The 19,406-nt window shown below is 70.8% G+C and carries 14 protein-coding genes, 3 pseudogenes and 1 riboswitch; of the genes and pseudogenes, 9 read left to right on the top strand and 8 right to left on the bottom strand.

Going from position 1 to position 19,406, the window contains the following annotated elements; translation table 11 throughout:
• Positions 1-32: 32 nt before the first annotated feature.
• Positions 33-2,489: a DNA gyrase/topoisomerase IV subunit A gene (locus ACZ4YL_RS11675; protein ID WP_468115736.1), complete on the bottom strand. Its 2,457-nt coding sequence runs from the start codon at positions 2,487-2,489 to the stop codon at positions 33-35.
• A gap of 276 nt (positions 2,490-2,765) precedes the next feature.
• On the opposite strand from ACZ4YL_RS11675, the gene ACZ4YL_RS11680 reads away from it, so the two are divergent.
• The 4 genes from ACZ4YL_RS11680 (at position 2,766) to ACZ4YL_RS11695 (ending at position 7,572) form a co-directional block, all read left to right on the top strand.
• Positions 2,766-4,127 (top strand): M16 family metallopeptidase, encoded by a 1,362-nt coding sequence (locus ACZ4YL_RS11680; RefSeq protein WP_468115738.1) that lies wholly within the window; start codon positions 2,766-2,768, stop codon positions 4,125-4,127.
• A gap of 20 nt (positions 4,128-4,147) precedes the next feature.
• Positions 4,148-5,515 (top strand): M16 family metallopeptidase, encoded by a 1,368-nt coding sequence (locus tag ACZ4YL_RS11685; protein WP_314248763.1) that lies wholly within the window; start codon positions 4,148-4,150, stop codon positions 5,513-5,515.
• Positions 5,516-5,732: 217 nt separating this feature from the next.
• Positions 5,733-5,891, top strand: a riboswitch (cyclic di-AMP (ydaO/yuaA leader).
• Between the two features lie 13 nt (positions 5,892-5,904).
• Positions 5,905-6,708, top strand: a complete 804-nt coding sequence (locus ACZ4YL_RS11690) for a M23 family metallopeptidase (RefSeq protein WP_468115740.1) — start codon at positions 5,905-5,907, stop codon at positions 6,706-6,708.
• 186 nt (positions 6,709-6,894) lie between these two features.
• The gene (locus ACZ4YL_RS11695) at positions 6,895-7,572 is read left to right on the top strand and encodes a GntR family transcriptional regulator (RefSeq protein ID WP_314248665.1); all 678 of its coding nucleotides are present in this window, start codon (positions 6,895-6,897) and stop codon (positions 7,570-7,572) included.
• A 306-nt stretch (positions 7,573-7,878) separates the two neighbouring features.
• Here ACZ4YL_RS11695 and ACZ4YL_RS11700 read toward each other — a convergent pair whose 3' ends face one another.
• Positions 7,879-8,160, bottom strand: a complete 282-nt coding sequence (locus tag ACZ4YL_RS11700) for an HPr family phosphocarrier protein (protein WP_030012489.1) — start codon at positions 8,158-8,160, stop codon at positions 7,879-7,881.
• A 183-nt stretch (positions 8,161-8,343) separates the two neighbouring features.
• On the opposite strand from ACZ4YL_RS11700, the gene ACZ4YL_RS11705 reads away from it, so the two are divergent.
• The 4 genes from ACZ4YL_RS11705 (at position 8,344) to ACZ4YL_RS11720 (ending at position 13,843) form a co-directional block, all read left to right on the top strand.
• A complete protein-coding gene (locus ACZ4YL_RS11705; RefSeq protein ID WP_468115743.1) occupies positions 8,344-11,133 on the top strand; it encodes a bifunctional acetate--CoA ligase family protein/GNAT family N-acetyltransferase in 2,790 nt (929 codons plus the stop codon).
• Positions 11,134-11,183: 50 nt separating this feature from the next.
• Entirely contained in the window at positions 11,184-11,783 is a 600-nt protein-coding gene (locus tag ACZ4YL_RS11710) for a DUF5998 family protein (protein ID WP_069924106.1), read from the top strand.
• A complete protein-coding gene (locus tag ACZ4YL_RS11715) occupies positions 11,783-12,985 on the top strand; it encodes an alkaline phosphatase family protein (RefSeq protein ID WP_468115745.1) in 1,203 nt (400 codons plus the stop codon). The genes ACZ4YL_RS11710 and ACZ4YL_RS11715 overlap by 1 nt, the downstream gene beginning before the upstream one ends.
• Positions 12,986-13,192: 207 nt before the next feature.
• Positions 13,193-13,843 carry a thymidine kinase gene (locus tag ACZ4YL_RS11720; RefSeq protein ID WP_468115747.1) on the top strand — a complete coding sequence of 217 codons (651 nt, stop codon included), beginning with the start codon at positions 13,193-13,195 and terminating at the stop codon, positions 13,841-13,843.
• A 402-nt stretch (positions 13,844-14,245) separates the two neighbouring features.
• On the opposite strand, the pseudogene ACZ4YL_RS11725 reads toward ACZ4YL_RS11720, so the two are convergent.
• Both ACZ4YL_RS11725 and ACZ4YL_RS11730 read right to left on the bottom strand, forming a co-directional pair.
• Positions 14,246-14,830 (bottom strand): annotated as a pseudogene (locus ACZ4YL_RS11725) (transposase); the annotation flags it as partial.
• Positions 14,831-14,866: 36 nt separating this feature from the next.
• Positions 14,867-15,031, bottom strand: a pseudogene (locus tag ACZ4YL_RS11730) (IS110 family transposase); the annotation flags it as partial.
• A 94-nt stretch (positions 15,032-15,125) separates the two neighbouring features.
• Here ACZ4YL_RS11730 and ACZ4YL_RS11735 point away from each other — a divergent pair.
• Positions 15,126-15,779 (top strand): hypothetical protein, encoded by a 654-nt coding sequence (locus tag ACZ4YL_RS11735; protein WP_468115749.1) that lies wholly within the window; start codon positions 15,126-15,128, stop codon positions 15,777-15,779.
• Here ACZ4YL_RS11735 and ACZ4YL_RS11740 read toward each other — a convergent pair.
• The 4 genes and pseudogenes from ACZ4YL_RS11740 to ACZ4YL_RS11755 form a co-directional block, all read right to left on the bottom strand.
• A pseudogene (locus ACZ4YL_RS11740) lies at positions 15,760-16,709 on the bottom strand (IS481 family transposase). The gene ACZ4YL_RS11735 and the pseudogene ACZ4YL_RS11740 sit on opposite strands and share 20 nt — an antisense overlap.
• Positions 16,710-16,832: 123 nt before the next feature.
• Positions 16,833-17,561, bottom strand: a complete 729-nt coding sequence (locus ACZ4YL_RS11745) for a LuxR C-terminal-related transcriptional regulator (protein ID WP_468115751.1) — start codon at positions 17,559-17,561, stop codon at positions 16,833-16,835.
• 442 nt (positions 17,562-18,003) lie between these two features.
• Positions 18,004-18,186 (bottom strand): 4-oxalocrotonate tautomerase DmpI, encoded by a 183-nt coding sequence (dmpI, locus tag ACZ4YL_RS11750; RefSeq protein WP_468115753.1) that lies wholly within the window; start codon positions 18,184-18,186, stop codon positions 18,004-18,006.
• Positions 18,187-18,328: 142 nt separating this feature from the next.
• Positions 18,329-19,267, bottom strand: a complete 939-nt coding sequence (locus ACZ4YL_RS11755; protein WP_468115755.1) for a LysR family transcriptional regulator — start codon at positions 19,265-19,267, stop codon at positions 18,329-18,331.
• Between the last annotated feature and the right edge of the window lie 139 nt (positions 19,268-19,406).

A 19,406-nucleotide genomic window follows, 5' to 3' on the forward strand; every position in this document is an offset into this window, starting at 1 on the left:
CCGGTCGTACCACCCGAATGCCTTCCCGCGACCTACAGCGCGGCTCCCGCCAGCGCCGCGACCGCCGACGGCAGTGCCGCCCCCGAGCCGTCCCGGCGCGGGTCCACGGCCGGCAGCTCGGCCGGAGTGCCGTTCGCCGCCGCCGCGCGGACGGGGGAACCGCCCGCCCAGGCCAGGACCAGTACGTCCTCGCCCTTCAGGAACCGCTGGCAGCGCACGCCACCCGTGGCCCGGCCCTTGCGCGGGTACTGGTCGAAGGGGGTCAGCTTCCCGGACAGCACCGAGTCGTCCAGGGTGCCGTGCGAGCCCGCCACGGTGAAGACCACGGCGTCCCGCGCCGGGTCCACGGCCGAGAAGTGGATCACCTTGGCGTTGTCGGCGAGCTTGATGCCCGCCATACCGCCCGCCGGGCGGCCCTGCGGGCGGACCTGGCCCGCCGGGTAGCGCAGCAGCTGGGCGTCGTCGGTGATGAAGACCAGGTCCTCCTCACCCGTGCGCAGCTCGACCGCGCCGACGATCCGGTCGCCCTCCTTGAGGGTGATGACCTCCAGCTCGTCCTTGTTCGCCGGGTAGTCCGGCACGACGCGCTTGACCACGCCCTGCTCGGTGCCCAGCGCGAGGCCCTGCGAGGACTCGTCCAGCGAGGTCAGGCAGATCACCTTCTCGTCCGGCTCCAGCCCGGAGAGGAACTCCGAGACCGGGGCGCCGCCCGCCAGGTTCGGCGCGGCATGCGTGTCCGGCAGCTGCGGCAGGTCGATCACCGACAGCCGCAGCAGCCGCCCGTACGAGGTGACCGCGCCGACGTCGGCCCGGGCGGTCGCCGCGACCTGCGAGACGATCAGGTCGTGCTTGGCGCGGGCGCCGCCCTCCTCCTCCGGCAGCGCCTCGCCGTTCGCCGTACGCGCGAGCAGGCCCGTGGAGGACAGCAGCACCCGGCACGGGTCGTCCGCGACCTCCAGCGGAACGGCCGCCACCGCGGTGCCCGCGGACTCCAGCAGCACCGTACGGCGCTCGGTGCCGAACTTCTTCGCGACCGCCGCCAGTTCCGAGGAGACCAGCTTGCGCAGCTCGCTGTCCGACTCCAGGATCCCGGTCAGCTCGTCGATCTCGCCCGTCAGCCGGTCGCGCTCGGACTCCAGCTCGATCCGGTCGAAGCGGGTGAGCCGGCGCAGCGGGGTGTCCAGGATGTACTGGGTCTGGATCTCGCTCAGCGAGAACCGCTCCATCAGCCGGGACTTGGCCTGCGCGGAGTTGTCGCTGTCCCGGATGAGCCGGATGACCTCGTCGATGTCGAGGAGCGCCACCAGCAGGCCCTCGACCAGGTGCAGCCGGTCGCGGCGCTTGGTGCGGCGGAACTCGCTGCGCCGCCGGACGACCTCGAAGCGGTGGTCGAGATAGACCTCCAGCAGCTCCTTGAGGCCCAGCGTCAGGGGCTGCCCGTCCACCAGCGCCACGTTGTTGATGCCGAAGGACTCCTCCATCGGCGTCAGCTTGTAGAGCTGCTCCAGCACGGCCTCCGGGTGGAAGCCGTTCTTGATCTCGATGACCAGGCGCAGGCCGTGCGAGCGGTCGGTGAGGTCCTTGACGTCGGCGATGCCCTGGAGCTTCTTCGAACCGACCAGGTCCTTGATCTTCGCGATGACCTTCTCGGGGCCGACCGTGAAGGGCAGTTCGGTGACGACCAGGCCCTTGCGGCGCGCCGTCACGTCCTCCACGGTCACCGTCGCGCGGATCTTGAAGGTGCCGCGGCCGTTCTCGTAGGCGTCCTTGATGCCCGAGAGCCCGACGATCCGGCCGCCCGTGGGCAGGTCGGGACCCGGCACGAAGCGCATCAGCGCCTCCAGGTCCGCCTGGGGGTACCGGATCAGGTGGCGGGCGGCGGCGATGACCTCGCCGAGGTTGTGCGGGGGCATGTTGGTGGCCATGCCGACCGCGATCCCGGACGCGCCGTTGACCAGCAGGTTCGGGTACGCGGCGGGCAGGGCGACCGGCTCCCGCTCCTGGCCGTCGTAGTTGGCGGTGAAGTCGACGGTGTCCTCGTCGATCGACTCCGTCATCAGCGACGTGGCGTCGGCCATCTTGCACTCGGTGTAACGCATCGCGGCCGGCGGGTCGTCGTTGCCGAGCGAGCCGAAGTTGCCGTGGCCGTCGACCAGCGGCAGCCGCATGGAGAAGGGCTGGGCCATGCGCACGAGGGCGTCGTAGATCGACGCGTCACCGTGCGGGTGGAGCTTGCCCATGACCTCGCCGACGACACGGGCGCACTTCACGTAGCCGCGGTCGGGGCGCAGGCCCATCTCGTTCATCTGGTACACGATGCGCCGGTGCACCGGCTTCATGCCGTCCCGGGCGTCGGGCAGGGCGCGGGAGTAGATCACCGAGTACGCGTACTCGAGGAAGGAGCCCTGCATTTCGTCGACGACGTCGATGTCGAGGATCTTCTCCTCGAAATCCTCCGGCGGCGGGGTCTTCGTGCTGCGGCGGGCCATCGCTGCGCGGCTCCTTAACCAAAATGGGGTGTGCTGGGTGTCGGGCGGGGTGTCTGGCTGGGTCTTGCTGGGTCTGGCGGTCTTGGTGGTGTCCGGCGAGGGTACGACGCGGACCATTGTGGCCCGGCGCACCGACAACGCCGACTCCGACCCCGGGGGTCCCCCGGACGGAGTGCGGGGGAGTGACCCGGGAACTTATCCGGCGGTCGGCGCGCTTGCATACAGTGGCAGGTCGATAAGAAATCTCTGCATCGCGATCGAAGGGACCACATGCCCATGGGTCACACGGCCACAGCCCAGGCCGGCTCCGGCGGCCTGACAGCGACCGAGCACCGGCTGGCCAACGGCCTGCGCGTGGTGCTCTCCGAGGACCACCTGACCCCGGTCGCCGCGGTCTGCCTCTGGTACGACGTAGGCTCGCGCCACGAAGTCAAGGGACGCACCGGCCTGGCTCACCTCTTCGAGCACCTGATGTTCCAGGGGTCGGCGAGCGTTCCCGGCAACGGGCACTTCGAACTGGTCCAGGGCGCCGGCGGTTCCCTCAACGGCACCACCAGCTTCGAGCGCACCAACTACTTCGAGACGATGCCGACCCACCAGCTGGAGCTCGCGCTCTGGCTGGAAGCGGACCGGATGGGGTCCCTGCTGGCCGCCCTGGACGACGAGTCCATGGAGAACCAGCGCGACGTTGTCAAGAACGAGCGCCGCCAGCGGTACGACAACGTTCCGTACGGTACGGCCTTCGAGCGGCTCACCGCCCTGGCCTACCCCGAGGGCCACCCGTACCACCACACCCCGATCGGCTCCATGGCCGACCTGGACGCCGCCTCCCTGGAGGACGCGCGCACCTTCTTCCGTACGTACTACGCGCCCAACAACGCCGTGCTCTCGGTCGTCGGGGACATCGACCCCGAGCAGACGCTCGCCTGGGTCGAGAAGTACTTCGGCACCATCCCCGCGCACGACGGCAAGCAGCCGCCCCGCGACGGCTCGCTGCCCGACGTCATCGGGGAGCAGCTGCGCGAGGAGATCGTCGAGGAGGTCCCGGCGCGTGCGCTGATGGCCGCCTACCGGCTGCCGCACGACGGCACCCGTGAGTGCGACGCCGCCGACGTGGCGCTGACCATCCTGGGCGGCGGCGAGTCCTCGCTGCTGCACAACCGGCTGGTACGCCGCGACCAGAGCGCCGTCGCCGCCGGCTTCGGCATGCTGCGCCTGGCCGGGGCGCCCTCCCTGGGCTGGCTGGACGTCAAGACCTCCAGCGGGGTCGAGATCCCCGCCATCGAGGCGGCCGTGGACGAGGAGCTGGCGCGGTTCGCCGCCGAGGGCCCGACCGCCGAGGAGATGGAGCGCGCCCAGGCGCAGCTGGAGCGCGAGTGGCTGGACCGGCTGAGCACGGTGGCCGGCCGCGCCGACGAACTGTGCCGCTTCGCGGTGCTGTTCGGCGACCCGCAGCTGGCGCTGACCGCCGTCCAGCGCGTCCTCGACGTCACCGCCGAGGAGGTGCAGGCCGTGGCCGCGGCCCGACTGCGCCCGGACAACCGCGCGGTGCTCGTCTACGAGCCGCTCGCGGCCGACGAGTCCGACCAGCACGACGAGTCCGACGACTCCGACGAGAACGAGGGGGCGGAGCAGTGAGCGACACGGCAGCCGTCACGATGACCTTCCACCCGCGCCCGCAGGCCGGCGAGCCGCAGCCGTGGGCCTTCCCGGCCCCCGACCGCGGGCAGCTGTCCAACGGGCTGACCCTGCTGCGCTGCCACCGGCCGGGCCAGCAGGTCGTCGCGGTCGAGGTCAACCTCGCCGCCCCGCTCGACGCCGAGCCCGAGGGCCTGGACGGCGTGGCGACCATCATGGCGCGGGCGTTCTCCGAGGGCACCGACAAGCACTCCGCCGAGGAGTTCGCGGCCGAGCTGGAGCGCTGCGGCGCCACCCTGGACGCGCACGCCGACCACCCGGGCCTGCGGGTCTCGCTGGAGGTCCCGGCCTCCCGGCTGCCCAAGGCGCTGGGTCTGCTCGCCGAGGCGCTGCGCGCCCCCGCCTTCGCCGACGCCGAGGTCGACCGGCTGGTGCGCAACCGGCTCGACGAGATCCCGCACGAGCTGGCCAACCCGCAGCGCCGCGCCGCCAAGCAGCTCTCCAAGGAGCTCTTCCCGGCCACCCTGCGGATGTCCCGCCCGCGCCAGGGCACCGAGGAGACGGTCGCCCGGATCGACTCCGCCGCCGTGCGCGCCTTCTACGAGGCCCACGTACGCCCCGCCACCGCCACCGCGGTGGTCGTCGGCGACCTGACCGGCATCGACCTGGACGCCGTGCTCGCGGACACCCTGGGCACCTGGACGGGCAACACCGCCGCAGCCCTCCCGGTGCCGCCGGTGACCGCCGACGACACCGGCCGCGTGGTCATCGTGGACCGGCCCGGCGCGGTCCAGACGCAGCTGCTGATCGGCCGGATCGGGGCGGACCGCCACGACCGGGTGTGGGCGGCCCAGGTGCTGGGCACGTACTGCCTGGGCGGTACCCTCACCTCGCGCCTGGACAAGGTGCTGCGCGAGGAGAAGGGGTACACCTACGGCGTGCGCGCCTTCGGTCAGGTGCTGCGCTCCACCGCGGACGGCAAGGGCGCCTCGATGCTCGCCATCAGCGGCTCGGTGGACACCCCGAACACCGGACCGGCGCTGGAGGACCTCTGGAAGGTGCTGCGCACCCTCGCGGAGGGCGGTCTGACCGACGCCGAACGCGATGTCGCCGTGCAGAACCTGGTGGGCGTGGCCCCGCTGAAGTTCGAGACGGCGGCCTCGGTCGCGGGCACCCTCGCCGACCAGGTCGAGCAGGAGCTGCCGGACGACTACCAGGCGCAGTTGTACGCCCAGCTCGCCGAAACGGGCACGGTGGAGGCGACCACGGCGGTCGTCAAGGCCTTCCCCGCGGACCGGCTGGTCACCGTCCTGGTGGGCGACGCGGCGCTGATCGAGGAGCCCGTGCGGGCTCTTGGGATCGGAGAGGTCACGGTCGTCTCCAACTGACCGGCGGATGACGGCTCCTTGAGGGCCGACGGAAGGTTTCGGCAAGGGGTTCTGGTGACTTGGTCACCAGAACCCCTTTTGTCCGTTTAGTGGTGAGGTTGCTTTTATGTGGTGTGGCGTACGCAACAAAAAGCCGTGTCTGTTTGGCGATTGACTGATGATCCGCCTAGCGTCGGCCGTGCTGTCCGTCAGTTGTGCCCGCCGCACCCGCGGCACCGGGCAGCGATCGCCGAGTCCCCGTCAGGCGCGAGCCTGGGGAGCCGGGGACCCACATGAGTCCCTGGGGTGAATCGGACCCCCTCGCAAGAGGAGATCCGTAGGAGACCTTCCTGCTCCGAACCCGTCAGCTAACCCGGTAGGCGAGAAGGAAGGAAAGGATCAAACCCTTCATGGCGTTTGGCAGTCGTCCCGCTGGTACCGGTAAGCACCGTGGCTCCAGCCGTCTGAGCAAGAAGACCGCCGGCTACGCCGGTATCGCCGCGATCGCCACCACGGGTGTGGTCGGCTCCCTCGCCGCCCCGGCCTTCGCCGCGGACAACCACAGCAGCAACATCGGCCAGGACACCGGCCTGGGCGCCGTGGTCGTCGCCGAGGACCTCGCGGGCGACATCGCCGACCAGGCCGAGTCCCAGCACCGCGGCGCCGAGCAGGACGCCGTCAAGGCGCAGGCCGAGGCCGACGCGAAGCAGCGGGCCGCGGAGGCCAAGCGCCTCGCCGAGGCCAAGGCGAAGGTCGAGCGCGAGGCCGCCGAGCGCGCCGCCCGCGAGGAGGAGCGCAAGCGCCTCAACACCTTCGTCGCCCCGGTGGACGGCTCGTACGTCAGCACGCAGTACCACGCGGGCGGCGGCATGTGGTCCTCCGGCAGCCACACGGGCATCGACTTCCACGCCGCCTCCGGCACCTCGGTCCACGCCGTGGGCGTCGGCACCGTCGTCGAGGCCGGCTGGGGCGGCGCGTACGGCAACAACGTCGTCATCAAGCACAACGACGGCACCTACACCCAGTACGGGCACATGACCTCGCTGAACGTCTCCGTCGGCGAGCAGGTCACCCCGGGCCAGCAGATCGGCCTGTCGGGCTCCACCGGCAACTCCAGCGGCCCGCACCTGCACTTCGAGGCCCGCACGGGCTCGCAGTACGGCTCGGACATCGACCCGATCGCGTACCTGCGCTCGCACGGCGTCAGCGTCTGACCCCGCCTCGCGCACCGCTTCACCGAAGACCCCGGCTCCCCGAGCCGGGGTCTTTGTGTTGCGTCTTTGTGCAAATGTTTCGTATTTCTGGCCGCTCTCGGAAATTATCGTGTGTTGCAATAGAGTCGCAGTGCACGCATGTGCGTGCAATGAGGCTGGCAGTCGGAAATAGGCGGAGGTTCGGTCTTGCGTATTCCTGCGCACGCGGTATGCACAGCAATCCGCGACGACATCGTCTCCGGGGTGTTCGAGCCGGGCGGTCGGCTGACCGAGGAGGTGCTGGCCCGCCGGTACGGGGTCTCGCGCGTCCCGGTGCGCGAGGCCCTGCGGACCCTGGAGTCCGAGGGGTTCGTGACCACACGGCGCCACGCGGGGGCCTGCGTGGCCGAGCCCACCGAACAGGAGGCCGCGGACCTGCTGGAGCTCCGGATGCTCCTGGAGCCGCTGGCTGCCGCCAGAGCCGCCCGGCGGCGCACCGACGCGCACCTCAAGGTGTTGCGCGGGCTGGTCAGGCTGGGGCAGGAGCGGGCCAGGCGGGGCCAGGGCGAGGACCTGCGGTCCCTGGGCGGCTGGTTCCACGAGACGCTCGCACAGTCCTCCGGCAGCCCCGGGCTGATCGCGCTGCTCACGCAGATGCGGCACAAGATCGCGTGGATGTACGTGGTGGAGGCGCCGGCCCGGCCGGTGGAGTCCTGGGCGGAGCACGGGGCGATCGTGGACGCGGTGGCGCGCGGCGACGCCGAACGGGCGCGGGCGCTGACCGCGATCCACGCCGACCGGGCGGCGGGGGCGCACCGGCTGCGGCTCCGCCCGGCGGTGAGCACTTCGCAACCTGCCGTAAACATGTCGAGCGGCCGGCATTAACAGGAGCCGTATACAAAGGGTGGGACCGCGTGAATTCGCTGTCCGGCGGCCGGCCCTTTCCGTGTCGGGCCGATTCGCCGTGCGGGAATTCCGGCGGAGCTGAATTCTGCGTGCACCGGATTCCGGCGGGCCCTTTTCCCTGCCGGGCGGGATTTCTTCGGAGCCCGCCACCCACGGGGGCTGCGGTTCCGCGGCGCGAGCGCACCGGGCGGGCCCGCCGCGTGGCAGGGCCCCGTACGCGAACGACGAAGCCGCGGCCCCCGGATCGGGGGCCGCGGCTTCGCGCGTGAAGTCGAACCCGAAGGGTCAGACGGTCTCGGGGAGCTCCTCGAGACCCTCGGCGACCAGCTTCGCGAGGCGGTCGAGCGCGGCGTCCGCACCCTCGGCCTCGGAGGCGAGGACGATCTCCTCGCCGCCCTGGGCGCCCAGGCCCAGGACCGCCAGCATGGAGGCGGCGTTGACGGGGTCGCCGCCGGACTTCGCGATGGTCACCGGGACGCCGGAAGCGGTCGTCGCACGGACGAAGATCGAGGCGGGACGAGCGTGCAGGCCCTCGGCCCAGCCGACGTTGACGCGGCGCTCTGCCATGGTGATGCCCTTCAGGTTCTTACGGTTGTCTAGACCAGTCTCTCACGACGTCCGGAATGCTCGGACCTTCCTCCGGCCTGAATTTTCCGCCGTTCGACCTTCCCCAGCTTGCACTGATTCGTCCCGTACTGTCTCAGCGCCGCGCGAGCGCTCCACGGCCTGATCCGGCCGTAAGGTGGGCCCATGACCATCGAGTCGGACCCCTCGTACCCGGCCCACTGGGAAGCCGATGTCGTCCTGCGCGACGGCGGCACCGCCCGGATCAGGCCCATCACCACCGAGGACGCGGACCGGCTCGTCAGCTTCTACGAGCAGGTCTCGGACGAGTCGAAGTACTACCGGTTCTTCGCCCCCTACCCCCGGCTCTCCGACCGCGACGTGCACCGCTTCACGCACCACGACTACGTGGACCGGGTCGGGCTCGCCGCGACCATCGGCGGGGAGTTCATCGGCACCGTCCGCTACGACCGCATCGGCGCCGACGGACGGCCCGCCTCCGGACCCGCCGACGAGGCCGAGGTCGCCTTCCTCGTCCAGGACGCCCACCAGGGCCGCGGGGTCGCCTCAGCCCTCCTCGAACACATCGGCGCGGTGGCCCGCGAGCGCGACATCCGGCGGTTCGCCGCCGAGGTGCTGCCCGCCAACACCAAGATGATCAAAGTCTTCACGGACGCCGGCTACCAGCAGAAGCGCAGCTTCGAGGACGGCTCCGTCCACCTCACCCTCGACCTCGAACCCACCGCCGAGTCCCTCGCCGTGCAGCGCGCCCGCGAACAGCGTGCCGAGGCCCACTCGGTGCAGCGGCTGCTGGCCCCCGGCTCGGTGGCCGTCGTCGGAGTCAGCCGCTCCGGTGCGGGCGTGGGCGCGGCCGCACTGCGCAACCTGCGCGACAGCGGCTTCCACGGCCACCTCTACGCCGTCAACGAGGCCGTCACCCGCGACCTCCTCGACGGCGTGCGGGCCTACCGCACCATCGAGGCCATCGGCGCCCCGGTCGACCTCGCGGTGATCGCGGTCCCGGCCGACCGGGTCCCCGACGCGGTGGCCGCCTGCGGCGAGCACGGGGTGCAGGGGCTCGTCGTCCTGTCCGCCGGATACGGGGAGAGCGGCCCGGCCGGACTCGCCCGCCAGCGCGAACTGGTGCGGCAGGTGCGCTCGTACGGGATGCGGCTGATCGGGCCGAACGCCTACGGGGTGATCAACACCGCGCCGGAGGTGGAACTCAACGCCTCCCTGACCCCCGCGCCGATGCCCACCCGCGGCCGGATCGGCCTGTTCACGCAGTCCGGGGCGATCGGGATCGCCCTGCTCTCGGCCCTGCTCCGGCGCGGCGAGGGCCTGTCCTCCTTCGTCTCCGCGGGCAACCGCGCCGACGTGTCCGGGAACGACATCCTCCAGTACTGGTACGACGACGAGGCGACCGACGTCGCCCTGCTCTACCTCGAAACCCTGGGCAACCCGCGGAAGTTCACCCGGCTCGCCCGCCGGACGGCGGCTGTCAAGCCGGTGGTCGTCGCCAAGGGCGGCCGGCACAGCCCGGCCGGGCACGTCGTCCCCGACACCCGGCTGCCGGAGGCCACCGTCTCCGCCCTGCTGCGCCAGGCCGGCGTCATCCGCGTCGACACGGTCACCGAGCTGGTGGACGTCGGCCTCCTGCTGGCGGCGCAGCCGCTGCCCGCCGGGCCCCGGATCGCAATCTTCGGCAACTCCGAATCCCTCGGGATCCTCACCTACGACGCCTGCCTCACCCAGGGCCTGCGGCCGCTGCCGCCGCTGGACCTGACGACGGCGGCCGCGCCGGCGGACTTCCGCGCCGCCCTGACCGACGCGCTCCGCTCCGAGGACTGCGACGCGGTGGTGGTCACGGCCATCCCCTGGGTGAGCGAGGACGCTCCCGCGGACGACCTGGCCGGTGCCCTGCGCGAAGCCGTGGCCGAGTACCCGGGCAAGCCGGTCGCGGTCGTGCACGTCGAGCTCGGCGAGCTCGTCGAGGCCCTGTCCGCCGTGCGCGGTGTCCCGCACTCCGCCCCGGCCCGGAGCTGGGGCCCCGTGGCGGACCCGGAGAACCGCGGACCGGCCGGGCCGCCGGCCGCCGCCGGCGACAGCATCCCCAGCTACCCCGCCGCCGAACGCGCGGTCAAGGCCGTCGCCGAAGCCGTCCGGTACGGGCAGTGGCGCCGGGCCACCGCCGACGACGACGGGCGGGTCCCCGAGTACGAGGACATCGACGAGGCCGGGACCGCGGACCGGCTGGCCGGGCTGCTGGCGGACGCCGGCCCCGGCGCCGTGCTGACCCTGACCGACCGGGACGCCCGCGGGCTGCTCGCGGGCTACGGGATCCGCGTCCTGCCCACCCTGCCCGCGCCGAGCGCCGACGCGGCGGTCCGCGCCGCCGGGGTGCTGGGCTACCCGGTGGCGCTCAAGACCACCGCGCCGCACCTGCGCCACCGCGCGGACCTGGGCGGCGTACGCCTCGACCTCACGAACGAGGCCGAGCTCAGGCGCTCGTACGAGGAGCTCACCGACGCCCTGGGCAAGCCGGCCGAGCTCCAGCCCGTGGTGCAGGCCATGGTGGCGCGCGGGGTCGACACCGTCGTCCGCTCCGTCATCGACCCCGCGGCGGGCGCCGTCCTCTCCTTCGGGCTCGCCGGCGTCGCCTCCGAGCTGCTCGGCGACACCGCGCACCGGCTCGTCCCGGCCACCGACCGGGACGCCGCCGGACTGATCCGGTCCATCCGGACAGCGCCCCTCCTGTTCGGCTGGCGCGGCAGCGACCCCGTGGACACCCCCGCCCTGGAGGAACTGCTCCTGCGGCTGTCCCGCCTCGTGGACGACCACCCCGAGGTGATCGGCGTCTCACTGGAACCCGTCGTGGTCGCCGCCGAAGGCGTCTCCGTGCTCAGCGCCACCGTCCGCGTCGCGCACCCGCCGGCCCGCGGCGATCTCGGCCCGCGGACCCTCCCCAGTTACTGACCGGGTACGGCGCGGCCTGAGGGCCCCGTACGGGCCTTAGGATGGACCTCATGGCGAAATCCGGTACGACGACCCAGGGGCTGCGCACGGCGATCGAGCGCAGCGGCTACTACCCGGCCCTCGTGGCCGAGGCCGTGGAGGCCGCGGTGGGCGGCGAGCCGATTTCGTCGTACCTGGTCCACCAGGAGACGACCTTCGACTCCAACGAGGTGCGCCGCCACGTCACCGTGCTGGTCCTGACCGGCAACCGCTTCATCGTCAGCCACACCGACGAGCAGGCGGCCGACGCCGGGTCCCCGTCCCCGTACGCGACCACCTCCACCGAGTCGGTCAAGCTGTCCAGCATCTCCTCCGTGGTGCTCAGCCGTGTCGTCGCCAACCCGGAGTCCTACACCCCCGGCACCCTGCCCCGCGAGGTCGTCCTGACCATCGGCTGGGGCGCGGTCTCCCGCATCGACCTGGAGCCGGCCGCCTGCGGCGACCCGAACTGCGACTCCGACCACGGCTACACCGGCAACTCCACCGCCGACGACCTCAGCCTGCGGGTCAGCGAGGCCGGCGACGGACCGGAGGCGGTACGCCAGACCCTGGTCTTCGCGCAGGCCCTCAGCGAGGCGACAGCGGCGACGTCTTCCCCCTCCGCCCGCTGATGGCGTACTCCGCGGCACAGGAGTGGCCCGAGCCGGAGCTGCTGGACCTGGCCGGCGCCCCCGTCCCGGAGTACGGCGCCGGGTCGCTCGCCGATCTGCTGCCCACGCTCGTGGCAGGCCAGGGCGTCCCGGGTTTCACCGCCGCCATCACCGAGCTGACCCCGGCCGACCGGAACTGCGTGTTCCTGGTCGACGGCATGGGCTGGGAGCAGATCAAGGCCCACCCGGACGAGGCCCCGTACCTCACCTCCCTGCTCGGCAGCTCGCGCGGCGGCACCGGCCGCCCGATCACCGCGGGCTTCCCGGCGACCACCGCGACCTCGCTCGCCTCCGTGGGCACCGGCCTGCCGCCGGCCCGCCACGGCCTGCCCGGCTACGCCGTGCGCAACCCCGCCACCGGCGAACTCATGAACCAGCTCCGCTGGTACCCGTGGACCGCGCCGAAGCCCTGGCAGCCGTACCCGACCGTCTTCCAGCAGGCCGACAAGGCCGGGGTGGCGACCGCCCAGGTGTCCTCGCCCGCCTTCCAGACCACCCCGCTCACCAAGATCGCGCTGAGCGGCGGCACCTTCCTCGGCCGGATGACCGGCGAGGAGCGGATGGACCTGGCGGCCGAGCGTCTCGCCGCCGGTGACCGCTCGCTCGTCTACACCTACTACAGCGAGCTCGACGGGGCCGGCCACCGGCACGGCGTGGACTCCGACGCGTGGCGCGGCCAGCTGATGTACGTGGACCGGCTCGTCCAGCGGCTCGCCGAGCAGCTGCCGCCGCGCACCGCCCTGTACGTGACCGCGGACCACGGCATGGTCGACGTCCCCTTCGACGAGGACTCCCGGATCGACTTCGACGAGGACTGGGAGCTGAGCGCAGGCGTCGCCCTGCTGGGCGGTGAGGGGCGGGCCCGGCACGTGTACGCGGTGCCGGGTGCGCAGGCGGACGTGCTGACCGTGTGGCGCGAGGTGCTCGGCGACCGGTTCTGGGTCGCGAGCCGCGAAGAGGCCCTGGAACTGGGCTGGTTCGGCACGCCGGGCGAGTGCGACGAGCGCGTGCTCGGGCGCATCGGCGACGTGGTGGCGGCCGCCCAGGCCGATGTCGCGATCACTGCCTCGCGCAACGAGCCGAACGAATCCGCCCTCACCGGAATGCACGGCTCCATGACCGCGGCGGAGCAGCTCGTCCCGCTGCTCGAAATCCGCACCTGACCCTCGCCCCTCACCCCGTACGCACTGCCCCACCATCTGCCCACGACCCGAAAGGTCCGTACTTCCCACGCCCGAGCTGGTGTTCTTCTCCGGAACGATGGACTGCGGAAAGAGCACCAACTCGCTGGGGAATCCGCCATCTCACGCAGGGGCCGCCGACCACCGCTGCCCCACGGTCTGCCCGCCCCGAAAGGTCACCCTCCTCTGATGTCCGAATTGGTATTTTTCTCCGGCACCATGGATTGCGGGAAGAGTACTTTGGCGCTCCAGATCGGACACAACCGATCGGCCCGCGGGCTCCAGGGCGTGATCTTCACGCGCGACGACCGGGCGGGGGAGGGCAAGCTGTCCTCCCGGCTGGGCCTGGTGACGGAGGCGGTCGAGGCGACCGAGGACATGGACCTGTACGCGTACCTTGTGAACCAGCTGTCCAAGGGCGGCAAGGCGGACTACGTGATCGTGGACGAGGCACAGTTCCTGGCCCCGGAGCAGATCGACCAGTTGGCCCGGATCGTGGACGACCTGGGCCTGGACGTGTTCGCCTTCGGTATCACGACGGACTTCCGCACGAAGCTCTTCCCCGGTTCGCAGCGTCTGATCGAGCTGGCGGACCGCCTGGAGCAGCTCCAGGTGGAGGCGCTGTGCTGGTGCGGGTCCCGAGCCACCCACAACGCCCGCACGATAGACGGCGAGATGGTCGTCGAGGGCGCGCAGGTCGTAGTCGGCGATGTGAACCGCCCGGCGGGGGAGATCGGCTACGAGGTCCTCTGCCGCCGGCACCACCGCCGCCGCATGACGAGCGGTTCGGCCCAGGCCGGAGCCCTCTCTCCGGACGTCCTTCCCGTCAATCACGCCTGAAAGCCCGCCGCATGATCGTTCCCGAAGCGGTGCGCACCGCCGGGGGACGGCAGCCTGTGACCAAATGCTTAGAAGACACCTGGTGTATGCCGTGACGATGCGCCTCTGACTCGTACGAACGGCTGCGGCACACGACCAGTCACAGCGCCGTTCCGCCGTTCTCGGGAAACCTCCGTCCGGCCCCGCGGCCTCCACCTGCACTGAAGCTCCTATTGGTCGTCAAGCGGCGGTGAGCCAGTCGCGGTAGGCGTTGGCGAGGTTGTCGTCGCGGCGGGTGCCGCGCTCGATGCAGGAGATGACCGAGGGCCAGACGCCGAAGTGGTTGGCGACGGCGGTGAGGGTGATGTTCCTGGCCTGGCGTGCGGGCCGCAGATCGGCGATCTCGGGGACCGTGACGGTGGTGGTGAGGCAGCGGAAGACTTCCCGGGCGATGGCCCGTTTGAGGAGCCGGATGATCTCCTTCTTGGTCCGGCCGGCCGCGGTCTGGCGGGCCACGTACTCGCGGGTTCGGCGGTCGCCGGCCATCCGGCCGGGGGCGATCCGGCAGAGGGCCGCGTTGGCGGCGCGGTCGCCGCCGCGGGAGAGGCGGTGACGGTTGGTCTTGCCGCTGGAGGCGGGAACGGGTGCGACTCCGCACAGGGCTGCGAAGGAAGCTTCGGTGCGGAGGCGGTCCCTGTTGCCTCCGGCAGTGATCAACAGCTGGGCGGCGGTATCGGGGCCGACGCCGTAGGCGCCGCGCAGGCCCGGATTGTGGTCGGTGACCATACTGTCGAGTGTTGCTGTGAGCCCGTCGTGCTCGGCGGTCAGGGCCTGGACGCGTCGGGCGAGGCTCTTCAAAGCGCTCAGGACGGCGGTGTGGACGGCGTCTGCCGTTGCCGTGGGACGCATGCGCGAAAGGGCGTCGATCAGCGGTTTGCCGTGCAGGGCCCGGTAGCGGGCGCGGATGGACTCGGGGGCGCTGATGAGGATGTGCCCGATCTGGTTCATCGCGGCGGTGCGGGATTTGACCGTGGAACGGGCTGCGTTGTGGAGGGCGCGTATGCCGGTGACGGTCTCGTCCTTGGGTGCGCTGGAGGCACGTCCGGAGAGTGCGGCTCGGGCGGCGGCGTAGGCGTCGATGGGGTCCGACTTGCCGCTGCGGCGGCGTTCGGCGCGGTCGGGGCGGTTGACCTCGACCACGCAAAGGCCGTCGGCTCGGGCGGCGCGGGTGAAGCCGGTTCCCGGCCAACATGCTGGCGAAGCTAGACAGAATGGTCCAGAGCCCCTTGCGGGCGGGCTGGCGGTGCTGGCGGCGGCGGATCGCGGTGAAGTCACGCGGAAGGCGGAGGAGCACCGGCGCAAGTCTGAGCATCGCACCGAACAGGAACGTCGTGGAGACCTGGTTCGTGCCGCAGAGAGCTTGCTGTCCCGGTTCTCGGACGCGTGTCTCACGGCCTTCGCTGAAGCCGCTCCGAACGGCAGGCTCGACCGCGGCAAGGACGGTGGATGGACGTTTGAGCTTGGCCAGGCTGGCCTGGCATTCTCCTATGCTCGCACCGCTGCCCCCGAAGGCTGGAGCAATGGCACGAGGCCGCCCTTCGACATCATCGCGTATGCCGCGATGTCGCTGCGCTTGAAGGGGGCCAGCGCCTATCAGGGCCGCAGTCACTCCCTGTGGTATTGCGATGCCCAGGGGCAAGGGGAGTACCGCTGGTTCGAAACCGCGTTCATGACCACTCCGCTCATGGCCCAGACGTCCGCCATCGAGCCGTTCGCGCTCCTCCCTGACTCAGCGGCCAGGGGTGCCGTGGGGCCGGGTATTGACGTCCGCCAGGTTGCCTGGCCTTTCATGCCTCTGGAGATTGCTGAGCCGGAGGAATTCATCAACCGGTGGGCCAGTTGGCTCGCCGCAGGTTCCCAGGGGCACCTGGGACGACCTAGGTGTATTGCCCTGTGAGGTCGGGCGCGGGGCTTGCGGGTGCTTTGCCTGCGAGCGCGGTGTGTCCGCGGTGGTGATTGTAGGTATGCAGCCGGTGCGCGAATGCGTCGCGTCGTTCCTGCTCTGAGGTGTAGGGACGGGCGTAGGCCCATTCCTCCAGCAGGGTGCGGTTGAGGCGTTCGACTTTGCCGTTGGTCTAGGCCGGTAGGGCCGGGTTCGCTTGTGGGTGATCCCGGCCGCCGCGAGCGCGTCGCGCCAGGCGTGGGATTTGTAGCAGGAGCCGTTGTCGGTCAGGACCCGCTCGACTGTGATCCCGCAGGCGGTGAAGTAGGCCTGTGCCCGCTGCCGGAAGGCGGTCGCGGTCTCCTTCTTCTCGTCTGCGCGGATTTCGCTGTAGGCGAGGCGGGAGTGGTCGTCGACGGCGGTGTGGATGTAGCCGTAGCCGGCGCCGGACTTCTTGCGGCCGGCTGGGCGGCCGAGGGCCTTGTGGCCGCCGCCCTCGGGGATGTTCCCGAGTTTCTTGATGTCGACGTGGACGAGCTCGCCCGGCTGCTCGCGTTCGTAGCGGCGTATGACACGGCCGGTGGCCCTGTCCAGGTGGGTCAGACGGGCGAGCCCGAAGCGGGTCAGCACGCGGTGGACCGTGGAGGGCACCAAGTCCAGCAGGTGGGCGATGCGGGCCGGTCCCCACCGGCGGGTGAGGCGGACCTTGATGATCCGGCGTTCGGTGCGGGTCGGTGTCCGCCTCGGGCTGTGGTGCGGGCGGGACGAGTGGTCGCCCATGGCCGCTTCGCCGTGAGCGCGGTAGCGGGCGGCCCACCTCTGGGCCGTGGTCGGCGAGACCTGGAAACGTTCGGCGGCCCGGCGCAGCGGCCAGCCGTCCTCGACCACGCAGCGGGCCAGGCGCAGGCGGCCGGTCTCGGTCAGAGGTGCATTACGGTGAGACATGAGGGCCTTCTGTCGTTCGGTGGAGATGTCGCAATCCACACCGAACCCGGAAGGCCCTCACCCGTTCAAGACGCCTCAGCCGAGACCTCCATCACCCGTCCACAACCTCCCGGGGCAATACACCTAGCTCCGTGTCGTGGTGTAGGTCGATGTCTGGTGGCGCGGCCCGCTATGCCCTGCGGTCCGAGGCTTCGAGAACGAGGGCTGCACCTTGCCCGCCACGAGCTCGCGGCGACTGGAGACTCCGAGCTTCTGCAGGATGCTGCTCACATAGTTTTTGACGGTCTGCCGGGCCAGGTGCAGATCGTCCGCGATCTCCTCATTGGAGTAGCGGCGCAGCAACAGGCCGAGAATCTCCTGCTCCCGTCGGGTCATGAGACGGGCGACCGCGTCTTCGCTGAGGGCGACGGGGCTCGGTTCCTGGTTCTGTTCGCCGAAGTGCCAGACCGGCTTCCCCTCGATCGCCAAGTCGATCGCGCTGATGAGCCGCTCCACCGGAGCACTCCGGTGCACAAAGCTGTCGGCGCCGTGGGTGAGACACTTGGCGAGGGTCCCCGGAGCCGTGGTGCCGGAGTAGACGAGCACCAGCGGTGGGGCGGCCAGCTGCTTGAGTTGTTCGCAGAGCAGGATCCCGTCGCCCGGTCCGGCGAGGTCGGTGTCCGTGATGACGATGTCCGGGAAGCGGCGCGCGCACATCTCCAACGCGTCCCGCCAGAGGCCCGCCTCCCCCACGACCTCGAACTTGCCCACATCACTCAGAAGGTTGGACAGTGCCCTTCTGGAGAGTGGGAACGGGTCGGCGACCATGATTCTACTGCTGTTCTCGCGTGGACTTCCCTGCGTTCCGTACATGACTCCCCCGTTGTACGTTTTGCCTTCCCCTCGAACTGCGGCCCCCACAGACAGCGAGCGTCAGGCAGTCGCAGCGTGAGTCGTCTGCGCAGCACCCTCGAGGGAAACTTGCCACGTGAAAGATTCACGTTCACTGCTATCGCAAAGCTAACCGGCGGGTCTTACGCCGGTCAAACGATCCGTAAGCAGTCGAGAATTCAACTTCTGCCCTACCAATGAGGCGTAACCCCCCCAATATCGACCGCCGTTGCTCGCCTGGCGGGAAATTCCCGGCCGAAGGTCAAGTTAGCCTCAAGTTGCTGGGAACATGCTTTGCCATTTCACGACCCGGCGTCTCGTCATATAGGTCGGGTGGCGGGTGCCGGGCGCCCGGTGTGGGGGGTGGAGAACGGCCCGCCGGGCCGGCCGTACGGAATGACCCCGTACGGCCGGCCGGGCATTATCAGGCGTCGGCGATGAGCTTGCCGGCGGCACCCCAGCTGTCCGTCGGGACCTCGTGGATCCAGACCTGAACCGTGTCCGCCGGGATCTTGTACGCGTCGACGAAGGCGTCGGTGATGCGCTCCACGAGCTCCCGCTTGAGCTTGATGTCGCGGGGACCCTGCTGAACGGTGACGATCGGCATAGCGCTGCTCCTCAATATCGATGCGGTTCCCGGTGGATCCGGGATGCTCACCGCATGACTCAAGTCCAGCGCAGGGTCAGGTTCTGACCAAGACTCAACCAGAACCAGCAGCCATCATGAATCGTGATCGTGAGGCGCTTCGTCACGAGGCGCCGTTACGAGGTGCCCGGTCCACCGGGCCGTCTGCCTCCACCAGGCCCGCCTGCCTGGCGCATGCGTCGAGGAGCAGGTGGAGAAAGGGCGTGGTGGAGACGCGGCGGACCGTGAGTGTCGTGGTCACCGCGAGCCCGGGTCCGATGAGCGGCAGGAAGACGATCCGTGAACTGCGCAACTGCCTGGCGTGCTCCGCGTAGACGACGGTCCAGGTCGGAGGTCCGGTGCCGATGGCGGCCAGGGTGTCTTCCAGGGTTCTGGAGGTCGGCGGACCCGGAATCGGTTCGAAACCCGCGTCACGGCAGGCGGACAGCACCAGGTCCACCAGGGCGGGGTTGCTGCGTCGCGATGTCAGCCTCAGCGGCAGGTGCGCCAGGTCCTTGAGCGTGACACCGGCCACCGTGGCGAGCGGATGGTGGACGGGCAGCGCGACGGCCAGCGGATCCTGCCACACGGGGCGGAAGGAAAGGTTCCTGTCGCTGCCTGCTCCGCGCATGAAGGTGGCGTCCAACTGCCCCTTCGCCAGGCGGTCCAGGCGCTCTCTGGTCGGCGCGGAGAACAGCTCGACGGTGATGTGCGGAGCCCTGCGCGTCAGGTCGTCCAGGACGTGGTCGAGGCGGGCGCCGAGACCGGTGCTCGTACCGAGGCGCAGGATGCCTGTGTGGGCCTGCGCGAGGTCGGCCACGGCGGCGAGGGCACGGGCCTCGGCCTCCAGTACCGCGCGGGCTTCGGGCAGGAAGTGCTCACCCGCCGGGGTCAGCCGCACATGGCGGGGAGAGCGGTCGAAGAGCTCGACACCCAGCTCCTTCTCAAGTCGGCGAACCTGCTGGCTGACAGCAGGCTGACCGATGTGCAGCCGCTGGGCGGCCCGGCCGAAGTGCCTCTCCTCCGCCACGGTGACGAAGTAGCGCAGCTGACGCAGCTCCACGAGGCCCACCTCCCTGTCGGTCCGAGGCCATGGATCACGTCAGCATAAGCAGGTCCGCGGGGGGGGCGCGGGGGGGGGGGGGGGAGTCAGAGCAGGGAGGGAGCGGGACGGGTAGGGGGGAGGGGGTGGCGGAGAGTGT

This window comes from Streptomyces sp. NPDC030021 (assembly GCF_055574035.1).